Here is a 15,502-nt window from a genome sequence, read left to right on the forward strand (position 1 = left end):
ACTCAAAGATGATGGTCGCATTTGACGCCAATGAAGCGCTGACGCCATGCCGCGAGGGTCGCGGCATCGGGGCCATTCTGTTCGACCGCGAGCGGCTGCGGCAAGCCGACGTCGGCCTGTTCTCGCCCCAGCACTGGGGCAGCAAGGCCCGGCCGGTGGGTGAAGGCGGGCGGGGCAGTGCCTGGTTCGTCGATGCCTCCTTTGGTCCGGGGGTGCTGCGCCACTACCTGCGCGGCGGCCTGGCAGCCAAGCTCAGCCGGGACCAGTACATCTGGCGCGGCGCCGACCGTACCCGCAGTTTTGCCGAATTCCGGCTGATGCGCGCCCTGCGCGCGCAGAAGCTGCCGGTGCCCCGGCCGATAGCGGCCTTCTACATGCGTGAAGGCATGCGCTACCGCGCGGCCATCCTGATGGAACGCATCGAAGGCGTGCGCTCGCTGGCCGACCGCGCGCTGGTGGCCGGCCGTGGCGCGCCGTGGGAAGAGGCGGGCCGGCTGATCGCGCGCTTCCATCGCGCTGGCCTCGACCATGCCGACCTCAACGCCCACAACATCCTGTTCGATGGCAATGGCCACGGCTGGCTGATCGACTTCGACCGTGGGGTCATCCGCATCCCGGCCACCGCCTGGCGGGAGCGCAACCTCAAGCGCCTGCTGCGCTCGCTGGTCAAGCTGCGCGGCGAGCGCAGCGTGGAAGACGTGCAGAAGGACTACGCGCGGCTGCGTCGCGCCTATGACATGGCCTGGAACCGGGGCACCTGATGGACTGGTCGTTGCGTTTTCTCGGGGTCGGCAATGCGTCGGCGGTCGAGCTGGGCTCGCCCATGTCGGTCATCGAGCGTGATGGCCGTCCGTGGCTGACCATCGATTGCGGTGGCGAGGGCCTGACCGCCTTCAAGGCGCACTACGGGCACCTGCCGCAGGCGCTGTTCGTCACCCACGTGCACCTGGACCACGTGGCCGGCTTCGAGCGGCTGTTCGTGGATACCTTCTTCAACACGCACCGGCGCGGCAAAGTGCGCCTGTACGTGCCGGCCACCGTGGTGCCGCTGCTGCACAAGCGCGTGGGCGATTACCCCAACGTGCTGGCCGAAGGTGGCGCCAACTTCTGGGATGCCTTCCAGCTGGTCGTGGTGGGCGATGCGTTCTGGCATGAGGGCGTGCGCCTGGAAGTGTTCCCGGCACGCCATCATTGGCCGGAGACCGCCTATGGCCTGCGCCTGCAGGGCGCGTTGACCTGGAGCGGCGATACCCGGCCGATTCCGGAGATGCTGGCGCGCTTTGCCAACGACAACGAACTGATCGCCCACGACTGCGGACTGCATGGCAATCCTTCGCATACCGGCGTGGACGACCTGGAGCGCGAGTACAGCGCCGAGCTGCAGTCGCGGATGATGCTCTACCACTACGCCAGCGCGGCCGATGGCCAGGCGCTGGCCGCGCGTGGGCACCGCGTGGCGCAGCCGGGGCAGTGCGTGCCGCTGGCGACCCCGACGGCGCCGCACGTGCTGGCGCAGGATCCGCCGTGACGGCCATGGGCCGGTCCACCTGCCTGGAATGCATCAGAACGAGTGCCTGGTAGCGCCGGGCCATGCACGGCGAGGCGCGCCAACCAAGGTTGGCATCTACCAGAGTCTGAGCGATGAGCGTCGGTAGCGCCGGGCCATGCCCGGCGAAGCGCGGGCGGGGCATCGCCCAAAAAGGCGGTGGCCCCGCCGGCTGACCTCGGCGCCCGCGTCGATCGATACCGTTGCTGCCTTCCGGCCCTGGCGGGATTTTCGACCTAGCGTCGCGAGGGGCCGACGGGGCCACCATAGAGACGTTGGCCGCCCAAGGGCGGCCGGTTCACGGATCAGGGGAAGCAGCGCGTCGCGCGCCGGAGACCACAGCCGGACTGCACATCGGCTGGCCGATGGCAGGCGAGCATTCTAGCGCAGGCGGGCAGGTACGCGCCAGCGTCACGCGCGGTTTTCAATCCCCGCGTTGCCACAGCAGGTGCAGGTCGCCGTCCACGAAGCCCAGGCCGACGCCCTGGGCCATGCGCAGTGGCGCACCCGGCGTGCCTTCCTGCACCAACGGCAACAGCAGCCCGCGCATGTTTTCCAGGCAGCTTTCCCAGTCCGGCCCGGTGAACGCGGTGGCGATTTCCAGTGGCGGATGGCTGGGGCGCCAGCACTCGTCGCATGGCCAGTCCGGGTCATTGGCATCGAAGCGCTCGCAGCCGACCAGTTCCAGGGTAAAGCTGGCTTCGTCGGCGGCCGCACCGTCCACCAGGTTGAAGCAGTAGCTGCGCAGCGATGCCGGGCGTGGTTCGCGCAACGTTGCAGCCAGCCACGTCGTCAGATCCTCTTCAACGCTCATGCAGCACCCCGGACGAAAGCGCCATCATGGCATGGCCGCTCCGCCTGAACCCCGTGTAATCACAGTGCGCGCAGCACGGCCCCGCGCATCCGGCGTTGCTAGAATGCGGCCGCAGGAGGAACGACCTCCCCCGCATCGGGAATCAATGACCAGGACGGCCTGGCCCTACCAAGAGGAGGGCCGTCATGGCCTGGATCTATCTGTTGTTTGCCGGCCTGCTGGAAATCGTCTGGGCCGTGGCGATGAAGCAGTCCGAGGGCTTCACCCGTCTTGCTCCCAGCGTGATCACCCTCGTCGGCATGATCGCCAGCTTCTGGCTGCTGGCCGTGGCCATGCGCACGCTGCCACTGGGTACCGCCTACACGATCTGGACGGGCATCGGCGCGGTCGGTGCCTTTGTGGTCGGCATCGTGTTCCTCGGCGAACAGGTCAGTGCGATGCGCATCGGCGCGGCCGTGCTGATTGTTTCCGGCCTGGTGCTGATGAAGCTCTCCAGTAGTTGAAGCTGCGGCGGTCAGGCGGAAATGCCTGCCAGTGCCGCATACATCACCACGACGTTGACCAGGAAGAGGTAGACGCCGCCGATGAGGGCGTAGCGCAGCAGGGTCAGCAGCTTGTTGCCGCCATAGACGCGCTGCTGCATCCACAGCAGGTAGACCGGCACCGACAGCCACAGCAGCGCGAGCAGCCATGGGCTGAGCGTGGTGATCAGGGGTGAGGCCAGCGCGTTGCTGATGCTGGCGACCAGGAAGGTCGCCAGCACCACCATCATCAGCCAGCAGTGGCTGTACAGCGCCACCACCAGGTGTTCGAGGTAGCCCATCGGGCGCGGGATGTAGGCGATGCGCAGGACCAGCGCGAACACCGGCATCAGGAAGAACAGCGCACCGGGCAGGGCGGTCAGGATCGCCTGCATGTACAGATCGGTCTTGCCGCCCATGCGCTGGATGTTGGCATTGCCGTTCTGCAGGCGCCGGTTGAGCCAGTTGTTGGCGAACTGCGGCAGGCCGGCCAGCACGATGGGGTTGCTGTCTGCATCCCAGGGCTTGCCGTTGATGCTGTAGTTGAAGAACGTGCCGGGGTCGTCGCCGGCCGCGGGTGCGGTGGCGTCAGCGGGCGTGCCGAGTTCGGCCTTGCGCTGCGCCGCGGCTGCATTGACCGCAGCCCTGGCAATGGCCAGGCCGGGGTTGCCGGCATTGGCCGTGCCGGCCTGCTGGTCGATCAGTGCCATCTGCTGCGCGCGCACCGCCTCGACCTGCTCGGCGGTGGTGGCTTTGCCGAACAGCGAATTGCCGCTGGCGCCCACGCTGAAATCGTCAACGTGCACGAACATCTTGCCGATGAAGAACGTAAACAGCGTGAGGATGACGAACAGCCGCAACGGCTGCACGTAGCCCACCCGGCGGCCCTTGAGATAGTTCAGTGCAATGCGGCCGGGCACCCACAGGTCGCGCAGCGTGCGGAAGATGCGCCCGTCCAGGTGCCAGAACGATTCGAAGACTTCCTCGATGGCGTGGCCGACATGCTTGAGTGGGTTGTGCGCGGACTGCCCGCACTGGTGGCAGTAGTGGCCATGCAGGGCGGTGTCGCAGTTCTCGCAGGTGCCATGCGCCGGGGAACCGGCGTCGGGCAGGGCGGCGTGCACGCTGTCGGTCGAGGTCATCGGGCGAAGGGCCGGGTATTGGTTGAAGTCGCCTACGATAGCGACTTTTCAGGTTTCGTTCAGCTTTTGGATCGGGGTGTTTGTGGGTGCGCGGGAGCGGTGTGGCGTGCCATCCACGCATGGCGTGGATCTACTGCCTTCGGGGGGAGAGGCAGGCAAAGGGAGGGGCCCATTCGTTGCGCAGCAACGCATGGGGCGAAGCGCACGCAACGCACTTCGCGTCCCGCGCCAGATAAACAGGAAAAGCGCCTGCCAGATGAGGGGCATCGGACGGCGCGCCATCCACGCATGGCGTGGATCTACTGATCTGTCTGGAGGCACAAGCCCCTCTGTTGAGGGGCTGCCCCGACAGGGGCGGGGAGAGGCAGGCAACGGGAGGGGCCCATTCGTTGCGCAGCAACGCATGGGGCGAAGCGCGCGCAGCGCACTTCGCGTCCCGCGCCAGATAAATAAAAAAGGCCGCCCGAAGGGCAGCCTTTTTTATTTATCTGGCGGAGAGAGGGGGATTGTCGGGTGCATCCATGCACCCGATCCCGATGCGCGTTGCGCCTCGGGACCAGCCTGCGGCTGTCCGGTTCTGCTCCTGCAGAACCGTCGAACCCCGGCGGGGCTTCTCACCACCCATCCCATCCGCCAGACAAACGCAAAAGGGCCACCCTATGGGCGGCCCTTTTGCGTTTGTCTGGCGGAGAGAGGGGGATTCGAACCCCCGAAGCGCGGTTTAGACGCTTACACACTTTCCAGGCGTGCTCCTTCAACCACTCGGACACCTCTCCGGATCCCTGCCATCGGCAAACGCCTCAGCAGGGGCGCAGATTCTAGCGGGCGGCGCGGCCATACACAAGCACCCCCAGTCATCGATGTGCAGTGGGCGTGCCGGAGGCGAGGGGGCTGGACAGGCATGGCACAATGGAACATCCGATGGAAGACGGTGGCCTGATGTCCTATCTCGTGCTTGCCCGCAAGTGGCGTCCGAAGCGTTTTGCCGAGCTGGTGGGCCAGGAACACGTGGTCCGTGCGCTCAGCAATGCGCTGGACAGCGGCCGGGTCCACCACGCGTTCCTGTTCACCGGTACCCGCGGTGTGGGCAAGACCACCATCGCGCGCATCTTCGCCAAGTCGCTGAACTGCGAACAGGGCACCAGCGCCGACCCGTGCGGCCAGTGTGCGGCCTGCCTGGACATCGACGCCGGCCGCTACATCGACCTGCTGGAAATCGATGCCGCGTCCAACACCGGCGTGGATGACGTGCGCGAGGTGATCGAGAACGCCCAGTACATGCCCTCCCGCGGCAAGTACAAGGTCTACCTGATCGACGAAGTGCACATGCTTTCCAAGGCGGCGTTCAACGCGCTGCTGAAGACGCTGGAAGAGCCGCCGGAGCACGTGAAGTTCCTGCTGGCCACCACCGACCCGCAGAAGCTGCCGGTCACCGTGCTCAGCCGCTGCCTGCAGTTCAACCTCAAGCGCCTGGACGAGGACCAGATCCAGGGGCAGATGACCCGCATCCTCGCCGCCGAGGAGATCGAGGCCGACGGCAGCGCCATCGTGCAGCTGGCCAAGGCCGCCGATGGCAGCCTGCGCGACGGCCTGTCGCTGCTGGACCAGGCGATCGCCTACGCCGGCGGCGCGCTGCGCGAGGACGTGGTGCGCACCATGCTGGGCACGGTCGACCGTACCCAGGTGGCCGCCATGCTTGATGCACTGGCCGAGGGCGATGGCCCGCGCCTGCTGCAGGTGGTGGCCGCGCTGGCCGAATTTTCGCCTGACTGGAGTGGCGTGCTGGAAGCGCTGGCCGAAGGCCTGCACCGCATCCAGGTGCAGCAGCTGGTGCCCGGCGCCGCCGCCCCTGCCGAGGGCCTGGATGCCGCCGCCTTCGCCGAGCGCCTGCGCCCGGAAGTGGTGCAGCTCTGGTACCAGATGGCCCTGAACGGTCGTCGTGACCTGCCGCTGGCCCCCAGCCCGCGTGCCGGCTTCGAGATGGCGGTGCTGCGCATGCTGGCGTTCCGCCCGGCTGCCGCGGTGCCGCCGGTGCCGAAGACGGTCGAAGGGGCTGTCGGTGGCGGCGCCAGCGGCGGCAACGCCGGCGGTGGCCATGCCGGTGCCGGCAGCCAGGACGCCGCGCCTGTGGCTGCGGCCGCTGCGGCGGGCCCTGTGGCCGTGGCCGAGGTGACCGCGCCGGTGCAGGCCGCGCCGCGCGAGCCTGACCCCGAACCTGAGCCGGCTCCGCAACCTGAGCCTGAGCCGGACCCGACGCCGGAGCCTGAACCGGTCCCGGTGCAGGAACCCGAGTCGCCGCCGCCGGTGAAGGCCGAAGCGGCGCCGCAGGTGGCCGCCGACGATCTGCCGCCGTGGGCCACGGATGAGGCCGAGGCACGCGATCAGGCGCTGGCGGAGGAGATCGACGTGCCGGTCGTGATGGCCACCCCGGAAGCGGCCATGGTCGCGCCGTGGCAGGAGCCGCCGGCCCCGGCACCGGTTGCTGTGGCGGCCGAGCCGGAACGCACGTTCCAGGCCGAAGGCATCGCGATCGCCCCGGCCGCACCGAAAGCGGCACCAGTTGCGCAGGAGGGTGTGTCCGATCTGGCCAGCGCCGAGGACTGGCTGGATCTGGTGGCCAACAGCGGCCTGAGCGGCCCCTCGCGGCAGCTGGCGGCCAATGCCGCCTTCATCAGCTGCCAGGGCGGTACCTTGAAACTGGGCCTTTCGCCCGGATTTGAATACCTGCGTTCCGAACGCGCGCTGTCCGCCCTGGGCGAAATGCTGGAAAAGGCCCTGGGTCAGGCGCCGAGGATCGTGGTCGAGACCGTGGAGACCGAACACGTACCGGCCGAGACCCTGCACCAGCGTGCCGACCGCCAGCGTGGCGAGCGGCAACAGGCCGCCGAGGCCATTTTCATGGACGATCCGGAAGTGCAGCTGCTGATCCAGCAGCATGGCGCCCGGGTTGTTTCCGATTCCATCCGTTCTTTTGACGAGTAAGACACTATGCGCGGCAACATCGCCCAATTGATGCAGCAGGCCCAGAAGATGCAGGAAAACCTGCAGAAGGCCCAGGAAGAAATCGCCAAGATCGAAGTGACCGGCAGCGCCGGTGGCGGCATGGTCAGCGTGACCCTGACCGGCGCCAAGGAATGCCGCAAGGTGCGCATCGACCCGTCGCTGGCCAGCGATCCGGAAATGCTGGAAGACCTGATCGCCGCCGCCTTCAACGATGCGTCCAACAAGATCGACGCCGAATCGAAGTCGAAGATGGGTTCGGCCACCGCCGGCATGCAGCTGCCGCCGGGCATGAAGCTGCCGTTCTGATGTTCAGCGTGGCACCCGTGCAAGCGGGTGCCATCGACCGCGTAGAGTCGAGCTAGCTCGGCTGTTCCAACTTCAGTCGAGCAAGCTCGACTCTACCAAGCAAATCAGTCGAGCATGGCTCGACTCTACAAAGCCTGTCGCCGTGTCCGCACCCCTGCTTGAACAACTGATCGATGCACTGCGGGTGCTGCCTGGCGTCGGCCAGAAGACCGCGCAGCGCATGGCCTACCACCTGCTCGAGCGCGAACGCGAAGGCGGGCAGCGCCTGGCCGATGCGCTGGCGCTGGCGGTCGAACGCATCGGCCATTGCGCGCAGTGCCGCGATTTCAGCGAAACCGAGCTGTGCCCGACCTGCGCCAACAACAGTCGCGAACGCAGCCAGTTGTGCGTGGTCGAATCACCGGCCGATCGCCTGGCCATCGAGAGCGCCACCGGCTTCCGCGGCGTCTACTTCGTGCTGCAGGGCCGGCTCTCGCCACTCGATGGCGTGGGCCCGCGCGAGCTGGGCCTGGAGCAGTTGGAACAGCGGCTGGCGCAGGGCGAAGTGCAGGAACTGATCATCGCCACCAGCGCCACCGTTGAAGGCGAAGCCACCGCGCATTACCTCGCCCAGCTGGCGCGTGCGCGTCAGGTGCAGCCCAGCCGCCTGGCGCAGGGCCTGCCATTGGGTGGCGAACTGGAATACGTTGATCGCGGCACGCTGTCGCATGCGTTCGGGACGCGCAGCGAATTCCGCGATTGACCGCGGCCGCGCGTGGCGTGGCCGGCCTACAATGCGGAAGACATCCCGCCGAGGCCGACCATGAGCACCGAAACCCTCTTCAGCAAGATCATCCGTCGCGAGATCCCGGCCACCATCGTCTACGAGGATGACGAGGTGCTGGGCTTCAAGGACATCGCGCCGCAGGCGCCGGTGCACGTGCTGTTCATTCCGAAGAACGAGATCATCCCGACCCTGGACGACCTGCAGCCCTCGCAGGCGCACCTGATCGGCAAGCTGGCCCTGGCCGCCGCCGCGTATGCGCGCAGCGAAGGCTTCGCCGAAGAGGGCTACCGCATCGTGATGAACTGCCGCGAGGATGCCGGGCAGACAGTGTTCCATATCCACATGCACCTGCTGGCCGGTGCGCCGCTGGGCCATTTCGGTACCCCGGGGCGTTGAGGCAACCTTCCGTGCCGACCCACGGTTGGCACCCACCGTGGATGGCGCCAACAAAAAGGCCGCCCGAGGGCGGCCTTCTGCATTACGTCAACCGTCGCGGGCTTACCACCAGCCCCAGCCGCGGTAGCCGCCCCAGTACGGGCCCCACGGACCCGGGCCCCACGGGCTGTACGGGTAGGGCACCACATCGACCTGGCGCTGTTCCGGCCACAGGTAGATGACGTCGGCCGAGAGCTTGGGCAGGCGGTAGTCGTACTCGCCGATGCGGGTGTTGGCGTAACCATCGATCTTGCCGATGAAGGTCACGTCACGGCCTTCCTCGAAGACGGCCGGGTCGTAGAAGCCGGCGCGGCAGGCGATGAAGCGGCCGTCGCTGGCGTCGGACGAGGTGGTGTTCGGGCGGCCACTGCCATTGAGCGGGCGCGAGATGATCTGGAAGCAGGTCTCGCCCTGGCCAGGCTGGGTTTCAATGATGCGGCCACCCCAGCGAACGGGGGTGCCGACCTGCTGGGTGGCAACCGAGTCGCGCGGGGAAACCACGCTGAACTGACCCTGCAGCGGCTTGGGGGCCGTGGCGCAGGCCGACAGGGCCAGGGCGGCCACGGCGGTGAGAAGGAACTTGGTGTTCATGAAGTAGCTCCGGAAGTCGGGCGATGCCTGCGCAGGTCCCGCAATAATGGGGCGAGCTCGGTTCGAGTGCCAGCGTAGCGCGCTTCGACGAAACGCTGGCTGAGTGCGATGAGGCCCGGATCGGGGCGCTGGGCGTGCACCCGCTGGGCCCAGGCCAGGGCCGGTTCGTGCGCCTCGCGGGCCAGCCCCAGCCGCGCGTAGCGACGGCCCAGCCGGTGCCAGGCGCGCAGCAAGGGGTCGCGCTCGCGTTCGCCACGGGCCAGCAGCCAGGCCATCCAGCCCAGCGCCAGCACGGCGGCTGCCACGAACCCGGCCAGCAGCTGGCCCGGGCCCAGGTCATCCAGGCCCAGCGGCTGCAGCAGCTGCTGCTGGCGGCGCGCGTCGAAGGACAGCACCAGGTCGTTCCAGCCCCGGCGCAGCCAGTCGCCGAGCTGGCCAGCCTGCAGCCAGCGCTGCTGCAGGTTGAGGTCGCCGCCTTCGGGAAGGCGGTCTTCCAGCGTATCGAGGATGCGCTCGGGCGCGACCGCTGCGGTCGGGTCCACCCGCACCCAGCCACGCTGGGGCAGCCAGACTTCGGCCCAGGCATGGGCATCCATGCGCCGCACCACCCAGTAATCGCCCACCCGGTTGCGGGTGCCGCCGGCGAAGCCGGTCACCACGCGCGCGGGAACGCCGGCATTGCGCATCAGCACCACGAAGGCCGAACTGAAGTGCTGGCAGAAGCCGGCCTTGTAGCCGAACAGGAACTCATCCACCGGATCGCGCCCGGGCGGCGGCGTCACCAGCGTGTAGGAGAAATCAGCCTTGATCCAGTCCAGCGCGCGGCGGACCACGGCAGCATCGTCGGTGCCGGCTTCCTGCCGCCACTGCCGGGCCAGCGCCGCGGTGCGCGGGTTGAAGTTGGCCGGCAGCTGCAGCGCCGCCCGCCGCTGGTTGTCCGGCAGGTCGGCATCGAAGCGTGCTGCGGGTGCCGAGTGCAGGCGCCAGCGGCTCAGCGCCGACAGCGTGCGCTGGCTGGCCAGGCTCATCTCGGCATTGAGCATCGCACCTTCCGGCGCTGCCGTGGGCAGGTCCAGCGCAACCAGCAGGCGGCGGTCCGTCGGCTCGTAGTCGATCTGGTAGTCCCAGCCCTGGCCTTCATGCGCCACCTGCGGCATGGGCCGGTAATCGGCGTTGCGGTCGCGCGTCCAGACGTGGCCATCGAACCGGCTCAGCACCGGTCCGCGCCAGTAGCGCTGCTCCGGTTGAGGCGCGGCACCGAAGAACTGCACGCGCAGCGCCGGGGTGTCGTCGGCCATCAGGTCCAGCCACTGGTCCGGCTCCATCGATTCGGACAGGCCCGGCGTGCCGACCGCGCGCTCGGGCACGCCCCACAGCGGCGAGGTCAGCCGCGGAAACAGCCAGAAGCAGGCCAGTGCCAGCGGCAGGCCGATCAGCAGCAGGCGGCCGACGCCGCGCACCTGGCCAGTGAGCGGCAGCGGCGCGCTGCGGCCTTCGTTGTGGGCCAGCCGCTGCAGGGCGAGCAGGGCGGTGATGCCGGCCAGCGCGGCCAGCAGGGTGGTCAGCGGCCCCTGGTCGAGCAGGAAGGCGGCAAACGGCGCGAACAGGGCGAAGCCGAGCAGGCTGCGTGCATCGCGTACGCTGCGCAGCTCGCTGGATTTGATCGCCAGCATCGCTGCCAGCAATGCGCAGCCGGTGTCACGCCCCGGGCGCACCGCGCCCATCTGCCAGACGATGGCACCCAGCATGGCCAGCACCAGCAGCAGGCGCACCGGTATGGGCAGTACGCCTCGCAGCGACAGCGCAGCGGTGGCCACGCCCGCCACCGCGATCAGTGCCGCCAGCGGCCCGGGCAGCTGCAGCAGCAGGGGCAGCAGTGCCAGCGCAGCGCTGGCCAGGGTCCAGCCACGTGCATTGCGATCCAGCAGGAGGGCGGGCTCAGTCATGGGGCATCAGTGCCAGTGCGCGCAGGCACGCTTGATGGTGGCTCGCGCCCTGGCCGGGGCCGAGCGCGGGCTGGCCGGGCAGCAGCAGCGTGTAGCGGCGCCCTTCGCGTTCGGCGCTGTCGACCCAGCGCGCCAGGCGCGAAATGCGCACTTCCGTCGGCAGCGTGGCCAGTGCACGCCAGTCCAGCACCACTTCGATGCCGACCGGCTTCTCGTATTCGCGTACCAGCAGGGTGTCGCGCCGTGCCGAGTGTTTCCAGGCGATGCTGCGCGGCGGGTCGCCGGCGCGGTACGGGCGCAGCTGGTGCAGTTCTTCGCCGCTGGCATGGGCGCGGGTGTGCAGCGGGTCGCTGCCCTGTTCGGGCAGGGGCTGCGCCACTGCTTCGGCCACCGGGTGCACCAGCAGCGGTTGTTCCGGCCACACCCAGGACCATGCGCGCACCAGGCCCAGCGGCTGGGTGCTGGACAGGCGGATGCGTGGCAGGTCGAGCCAGCCACGGCGTTCGGTGGGCACGTCCAGTTCCACTTCGCCCCGGCCCTGTGCGGGAAGGTCGGTCCAGGCCTGGCTGTCGCCGACCTGCAGTTCCAGGCCGTGCCGTGGCCGCGGATCGCGCAGCGACAGGTCCACGCGCAGGCGCAGCGGCTGGCCGGCAGGCACCGGTTCGGCCGAGATCGCATCGACCTGCACGCCCGACAGCTGCAGGTGGGCGGCGATGGTGCTGGCGATGGCGGCTGCCGCCAACAGCAACGCCAGCAGCAGGGCCGGGTTGTTGTTGTAGTTCAGTGCGCCCAGCAGCATGGCCGACAGCAACACGGCCACGAACAGCCCGAAGCGCGTGGGCAGCACATAGATGCGCCGGCGGTGGAGCCGCTGCGGCAATGCTTCGGGCGTGCGCGGGCGCGCCAGGCGCAGCAGGCGTGAGCCGCGTGCAGGCATCCTCAATCCACCGCGACGGTCTGCAGGATCGCGCGCGCCAGCGCCGGCCCCGTGTTCGACTCGGACTCGCCGACCAGGCGGTGGCCGGCCACGGCGACGAACAGGGTCTGCACGTCTTCGGGCACCACGTGGCCGCGGCCGAGCAGCAGCGCGTGCGCCTTGGCGGCGCGCAGCAGGGCCAGGCCGGCACGTGGCGACAGGCCCACGCGCACGCCGGCATGCTGGCGGCTGCGGGTCAGCAGGGCCTGCACGTAATCCACCAGGGCGTCGCTCACGTGGATCTGGCTGACTGCAGCGCGCAGTTCGCGCACCTGGTTGTCATCCAGCTGTGGCACGGCACGCGCGATCAGGTCGCGGCGGTCGGTGCCGCGCAGCAGTTCGCGCTCGGCCTGCGGGCTGGGGTAGCCCATGGCCAGCCGCAGCAGGAAGCGATCCAGCTGCGAATCGGGCAGCGGGAACGTGCCGGAGAGATCGACCGGATTCTGCGTGGCGATCACGAAGAACGGATCGGGCAGCGGATGGGTCTGCCCGTCCAGGGTCACCTGCTGTTCGGCCATCGCCTCCAGCAATGCGCTCTGCGTGCGCGGCGGCGCGCGGTTGATCTCGTCGGCCAGCAGCACGTGCGAGAACACCGGGCCGGGGTGGAACTGGAACTGGCGCGTACCGGCGTCGTAGACCGATACGCCCAGCACATCGGCCGGCAGCAGGTCGGACGTGAACTGCACGCGCTGGAAGCTCAAGCCCAGGCTGCTGGCCAGTGCATGGGCCAGCGTTGTCTTGCCCAGGCCGGGCAGATCTTCGATGAGCAGGTGGCCACCGGAAAGCAGGGCGACAAAAGCCAGCCTGACTTCCGGCACCTTGCCGAGCACCAGTGCATTGACCTGATCCTGTGCCTCCCGCAGGGCCTGGCGCAGTTGATCGGTTAGCATGCTGGGCATGGGGGACGGAGCTGGCATGGTCGTCTCACGTTCGGGAACCATTCGATTCTATCCATAGAGCAATGCAGGGCGAACAACGCGCACGCACGATTTTTCTCTGGTTGTGGACGCTGGTCACAGCGGCCAAGCTGCTTGTGGCCGCACGTCTGCCTTTGTTCGTGGATGAAGCGTTCTACTGGCAGGAAGGCCAGCACCTGGCCGCCGCGTACTCCGACCTGCCCGGGCTGACCGCGTGGCTGGCGCGCCTGGGCGTGGAGATCGGTGGCCATCACGTGCTGGCCCTGCGTCTTCCGTTCCTGGCCATCGGCGCCCTGTTGCCACTGCTGGTCATGCGCATCGCCACGCGCTGGTTCGGCAACGTGGCTGGCTGGCAGGCGGGCAGCCTGACCCTGCTGATGCCGTTGTCGGCCACGCTGGGCCTGCTGGCCGTGCCCGATGTGCCGATGGCACTGGCCGCTGTGCTGTGCCTGGATGCCGGTGCACGCCTGCTGCGCAACGTCGATGCGTCCTCGGCCATCATGCTGGGCCTTGGCCTGCTGATCGGCGCGCTCAGCCATTACCGCTTCATCGGCGTGATCGGCGTCGGCTTCATCGCGCTGCTGGCACTGCCGCAGGGCCGGCGGATGCTGACCGACCCGCGCGTGTGGGTGGCGCTGGCGGTGGGCGTGCTGGCCTGGTTGCCGCTGCTGGCCTGGAATGCCGACAACCATGATGCCGGCCTGAAATTCCAGGTGGTCGAGCGCCATCCCTGGGCGTTCGAGTGGCGGGGCCTGTGGTTCCTGGTCATCCAGCCGATGCTGGTCACGCCCATCCTGTGCATCGCGATGTGGAAAGTGGCGCTGGCCGGTACGCGCAGTGGTGGTGGCGCGCGCGTGCAGTGGCGCTACTTCGGACTGGTCGGTGGCGTGTCCACCCTGGGCATCTTCCTGCTGGGCTTCTTCACCGATGTCGAGCGCATCAGCTTCCACTGGCCGCTGCCCGGCTACCTGGCGCTGCTGGTGGCGGTGCCGGTGGTGCTCAACGGCTGGCCGCGCTGGCTGCGCCGTACCGGTTGGTGGCTGGCCGGCATCGGCATGGCGCTGTCCTTCGGCTATTACCTGATGGCATCCACGCCCTCGCTGCGCGAGCAGCTGGCCGGTGACAAGTACTACCCGCGCAACTTCGCCGGCTGGGAGCCGCTGGCCGCCGCCGTGCGCGACGAACTGGCAAAGATGCCGGAAGGCACGCGCGTGCTGGCTGGCAACTTCAAGGTGGGTGCCGAGCTCGGCTTCCAACTGGGCGACGCCGATATCCTGGTGCTGCCGCACCCGCTGAACGACAAGCACGGGCGCACCGCGCAGCTGGCGCAGTGGGGCCAGGTGCACGAAGGCGAGCGCAGCGGGCCGATGCTGCTGGTGCTGTCGCCCAGCGACCAGCGCTTCCGTGATCTGGTGCCGCGCTACCACGCGGTGTGCGCGCAGGTCGGGCCGCTGCCGCCGCCGCGGGTGGTCAGCAACGATCACGGCTTCCAGCGCTTCCTGCTGTTCCGCCTGCCTGCGCAGCGTGACGAGGGCGAGTGCGTGACGCCGGCGGTGGCCTATCTCGATTCGCCGGGCAATGGCGAAGCGGTGTCGGGCACGTTGGCGGTGAAGGGGTGGGCGTTCAAGGACGGCGTCGGCCTGGCGCGCGTGGAAGTGCTGGTGGACGGGCAGCCGGTGGGCGATGCCCAGTACGGTCGCGAGCTCGACATCCGCCCGATGTGGCCGATGTCCAACGACCCGCAGCACCCGAATGCCGGCTTCGATGCCAGCGTGGAGACGCTGGGGCTGTCACCTGGCCGGCATTGGCTGGGCCTGCGCCTGCATGGCCGCGATGGCAGCGTGGAGGACTGGCAGGAACAGCCGTTCGAGGTGGGTCGGTAAACCTTTGTAGAGTCGAGCCATGCTCGACTGCTCCCTACATCCAGTCGAGCATGGCTCGACTCTACAAATTACGGCACTGCGAACCCGGCCCGGCGCAGCAGCGCACACAGGGCAATCAGCGGCAGGCCGATCAGGGCGGTGGGATCGCGGTTGTCGATCGCCTCGAACAGGCTGATGCCCAAGCCTTCGCACTTGAAGCTGCCGGCGCAGTCCAACGGTTGTTCGGCGGCCACGTAGCGGGCGATTTCCTCGGCCTGCAGCGGGCGGAAGCGCACTTCGGTCAGGTCCATTGCCGCAAGCGATTCTCCATCGCGCGTGAGACTGATGGCCGTATGAAAGCGCACTGTCTGCCCGGCCATCGCCGCCAGCTGCGCGCAGGCGGCCTCGACCGTGCCGGGCTTGCCCAGCGGCTGTCCATTCAGGTCCGCCACCTGGTCCGAGCCGATCACCCACGCGCCGGGGTGCCGTGCGGCGACCTCGGCGGCCTTCGCGGCCGCCAACCGTCCGGCCAGGGCCAGTGGCGCCTCGCCGGCCTGCGGGGTCTCGTCCACCTCCGGGCGTGCGCAGTCGAAGGGCAGGCCGAGGCGCTGCAGCAGCTCGCGGCGGTAGCGGGAAGTGGAGGCCAGGAGCAGGGCAGACATGCGACAATTCCGGGG

The 15,502-nt window shown here is 68.6% G+C and carries 15 protein-coding genes, 1 tRNA gene and 1 other RNA gene; 8 read left to right on the plus strand and 9 right to left on the minus strand.

What is annotated here, in order from left to right; genetic code table 11:
- Positions 1-11: 11 nt before the first annotated feature.
- Both C1927_RS04915 and C1927_RS04920 read left to right on the plus strand, forming a co-directional pair.
- The gene (locus C1927_RS04915; protein WP_079225105.1) at positions 12-761 is read left to right on the plus strand and encodes a 3-deoxy-D-manno-octulosonic acid kinase; all 750 of its coding nucleotides are present in this window, start codon (positions 12-14) and stop codon (positions 759-761) included.
- On the plus strand, positions 761-1,528 hold the full coding sequence (locus C1927_RS04920; RefSeq protein WP_079220827.1) for an MBL fold metallo-hydrolase: 768 nt from the start codon (positions 761-763) through the stop codon (positions 1,526-1,528). The genes C1927_RS04915 and C1927_RS04920 overlap by 1 nt, the downstream gene beginning before the upstream one ends.
- 180 nt (positions 1,529-1,708) lie before the next feature.
- On the opposite strand, the gene ffs is transcribed toward C1927_RS04920, so the two are convergent.
- Both ffs and C1927_RS04930 read right to left on the minus strand, forming a co-directional pair.
- Positions 1,709-1,805, minus strand: an RNA gene (ffs, locus tag C1927_RS04925) — signal recognition particle sRNA small type.
- Between the two features lie 165 nt (positions 1,806-1,970).
- Positions 1,971-2,360: a hypothetical protein gene (locus tag C1927_RS04930; RefSeq protein WP_108746055.1), complete on the minus strand. Its 390-nt coding sequence runs from the start codon at positions 2,358-2,360 to the stop codon at positions 1,971-1,973.
- A gap of 185 nt (positions 2,361-2,545) precedes the next feature.
- On the opposite strand from C1927_RS04930, the gene sugE reads away from it, so the two are divergent.
- Positions 2,546-2,863, plus strand: coding sequence for a quaternary ammonium compound efflux SMR transporter SugE (gene sugE, locus C1927_RS04935; RefSeq protein ID WP_079220830.1), 318 nt, complete (start codon positions 2,546-2,548; stop codon positions 2,861-2,863).
- Positions 2,864-2,874: 11 nt separating this feature from the next.
- Here sugE and C1927_RS04940 read toward each other — a convergent pair whose 3' ends face one another.
- Complete coding sequence (locus C1927_RS04940) at positions 2,875-4,023, minus strand: DUF3667 domain-containing protein (RefSeq protein ID WP_108746056.1); 1,149 nt, start codon at positions 4,021-4,023, stop codon at positions 2,875-2,877.
- A gap of 683 nt (positions 4,024-4,706) precedes the next feature.
- Positions 4,707-4,799 (minus strand) — tRNA-Ser (locus tag C1927_RS04945).
- A gap of 145 nt (positions 4,800-4,944) precedes the next feature.
- On the opposite strand from C1927_RS04945, the gene dnaX reads away from it, so the two are divergent.
- The 4 genes from dnaX to C1927_RS04965 all read left to right on the plus strand — a co-directional run bounded on the left by dnaX (position 4,945) and on the right by C1927_RS04965 (position 8,494).
- Positions 4,945-7,005, plus strand: coding sequence for a DNA polymerase III subunit gamma/tau (gene dnaX, locus C1927_RS04950; RefSeq protein ID WP_079220833.1), 2,061 nt, complete (start codon positions 4,945-4,947; stop codon positions 7,003-7,005).
- Positions 7,006-7,011: 6 nt separating this feature from the next.
- The gene (locus tag C1927_RS04955; protein WP_004154630.1) at positions 7,012-7,332 is read left to right on the plus strand and encodes a YbaB/EbfC family nucleoid-associated protein; all 321 of its coding nucleotides are present in this window, start codon (positions 7,012-7,014) and stop codon (positions 7,330-7,332) included.
- A gap of 142 nt (positions 7,333-7,474) precedes the next feature.
- Entirely contained in the window at positions 7,475-8,074 is a 600-nt protein-coding gene (gene recR / locus C1927_RS04960) for a recombination mediator RecR (protein ID WP_108746057.1), read from the plus strand.
- Between the two features lie 60 nt (positions 8,075-8,134).
- Complete coding sequence (locus C1927_RS04965) at positions 8,135-8,494, plus strand: histidine triad nucleotide-binding protein (RefSeq protein WP_108747771.1); 360 nt, start codon at positions 8,135-8,137, stop codon at positions 8,492-8,494.
- 102 nt (positions 8,495-8,596) lie between these two features.
- Here C1927_RS04965 and C1927_RS04970 read toward each other — a convergent pair whose 3' ends face one another.
- From C1927_RS04970 to C1927_RS04985, 4 genes are read right to left on the minus strand one after another with little or no spacing between them, the layout of a single operon-like run.
- On the minus strand, positions 8,597-9,124 hold the full coding sequence (locus C1927_RS04970) for a Slp family lipoprotein (RefSeq protein WP_079220835.1): 528 nt from the start codon (positions 9,122-9,124) through the stop codon (positions 8,597-8,599).
- Complete coding sequence (locus C1927_RS04975) at positions 9,121-11,070, minus strand: DUF3488 and transglutaminase-like domain-containing protein (RefSeq protein ID WP_108746058.1); 1,950 nt, start codon at positions 11,068-11,070, stop codon at positions 9,121-9,123. Before C1927_RS04975 ends, C1927_RS04970 begins: the two co-directional genes overlap by 4 nt.
- Positions 11,063-12,007 (minus strand): DUF58 domain-containing protein, encoded by a 945-nt coding sequence (locus C1927_RS04980; RefSeq protein ID WP_108746059.1) that lies wholly within the window; start codon positions 12,005-12,007, stop codon positions 11,063-11,065. The genes C1927_RS04975 and C1927_RS04980 overlap by 8 nt, the downstream gene beginning before the upstream one ends.
- Before the next feature lie 2 nt (positions 12,008-12,009).
- Entirely contained in the window at positions 12,010-12,963 is a 954-nt protein-coding gene (locus C1927_RS04985) for a MoxR family ATPase (protein ID WP_079225108.1), read from the minus strand.
- Between the two features lie 44 nt (positions 12,964-13,007).
- On the opposite strand from C1927_RS04985, the gene C1927_RS04990 reads away from it, so the two are divergent.
- A complete protein-coding gene (locus C1927_RS04990; RefSeq protein WP_079220838.1) occupies positions 13,008-14,846 on the plus strand; it encodes a glycosyltransferase family 39 protein in 1,839 nt (612 codons plus the stop codon).
- A 68-nt stretch (positions 14,847-14,914) separates the two neighbouring features.
- On the opposite strand, the gene C1927_RS04995 is transcribed toward C1927_RS04990, so the two are convergent.
- Positions 14,915-15,487 carry a Maf family nucleotide pyrophosphatase gene (locus tag C1927_RS04995; RefSeq protein ID WP_079220839.1) on the minus strand — a complete coding sequence of 191 codons (573 nt, stop codon included), beginning with the start codon at positions 15,485-15,487 and terminating at the stop codon, positions 14,915-14,917.
- Positions 15,488-15,502 lie beyond the last annotated feature (15 nt).

It is taken from the genome of Stenotrophomonas sp. ZAC14D1_NAIMI4_1 (assembly GCF_003086775.1).
In the GTDB taxonomy this organism is placed as follows: Bacteria; Pseudomonadota; Gammaproteobacteria; order Xanthomonadales; family Xanthomonadaceae; genus Stenotrophomonas.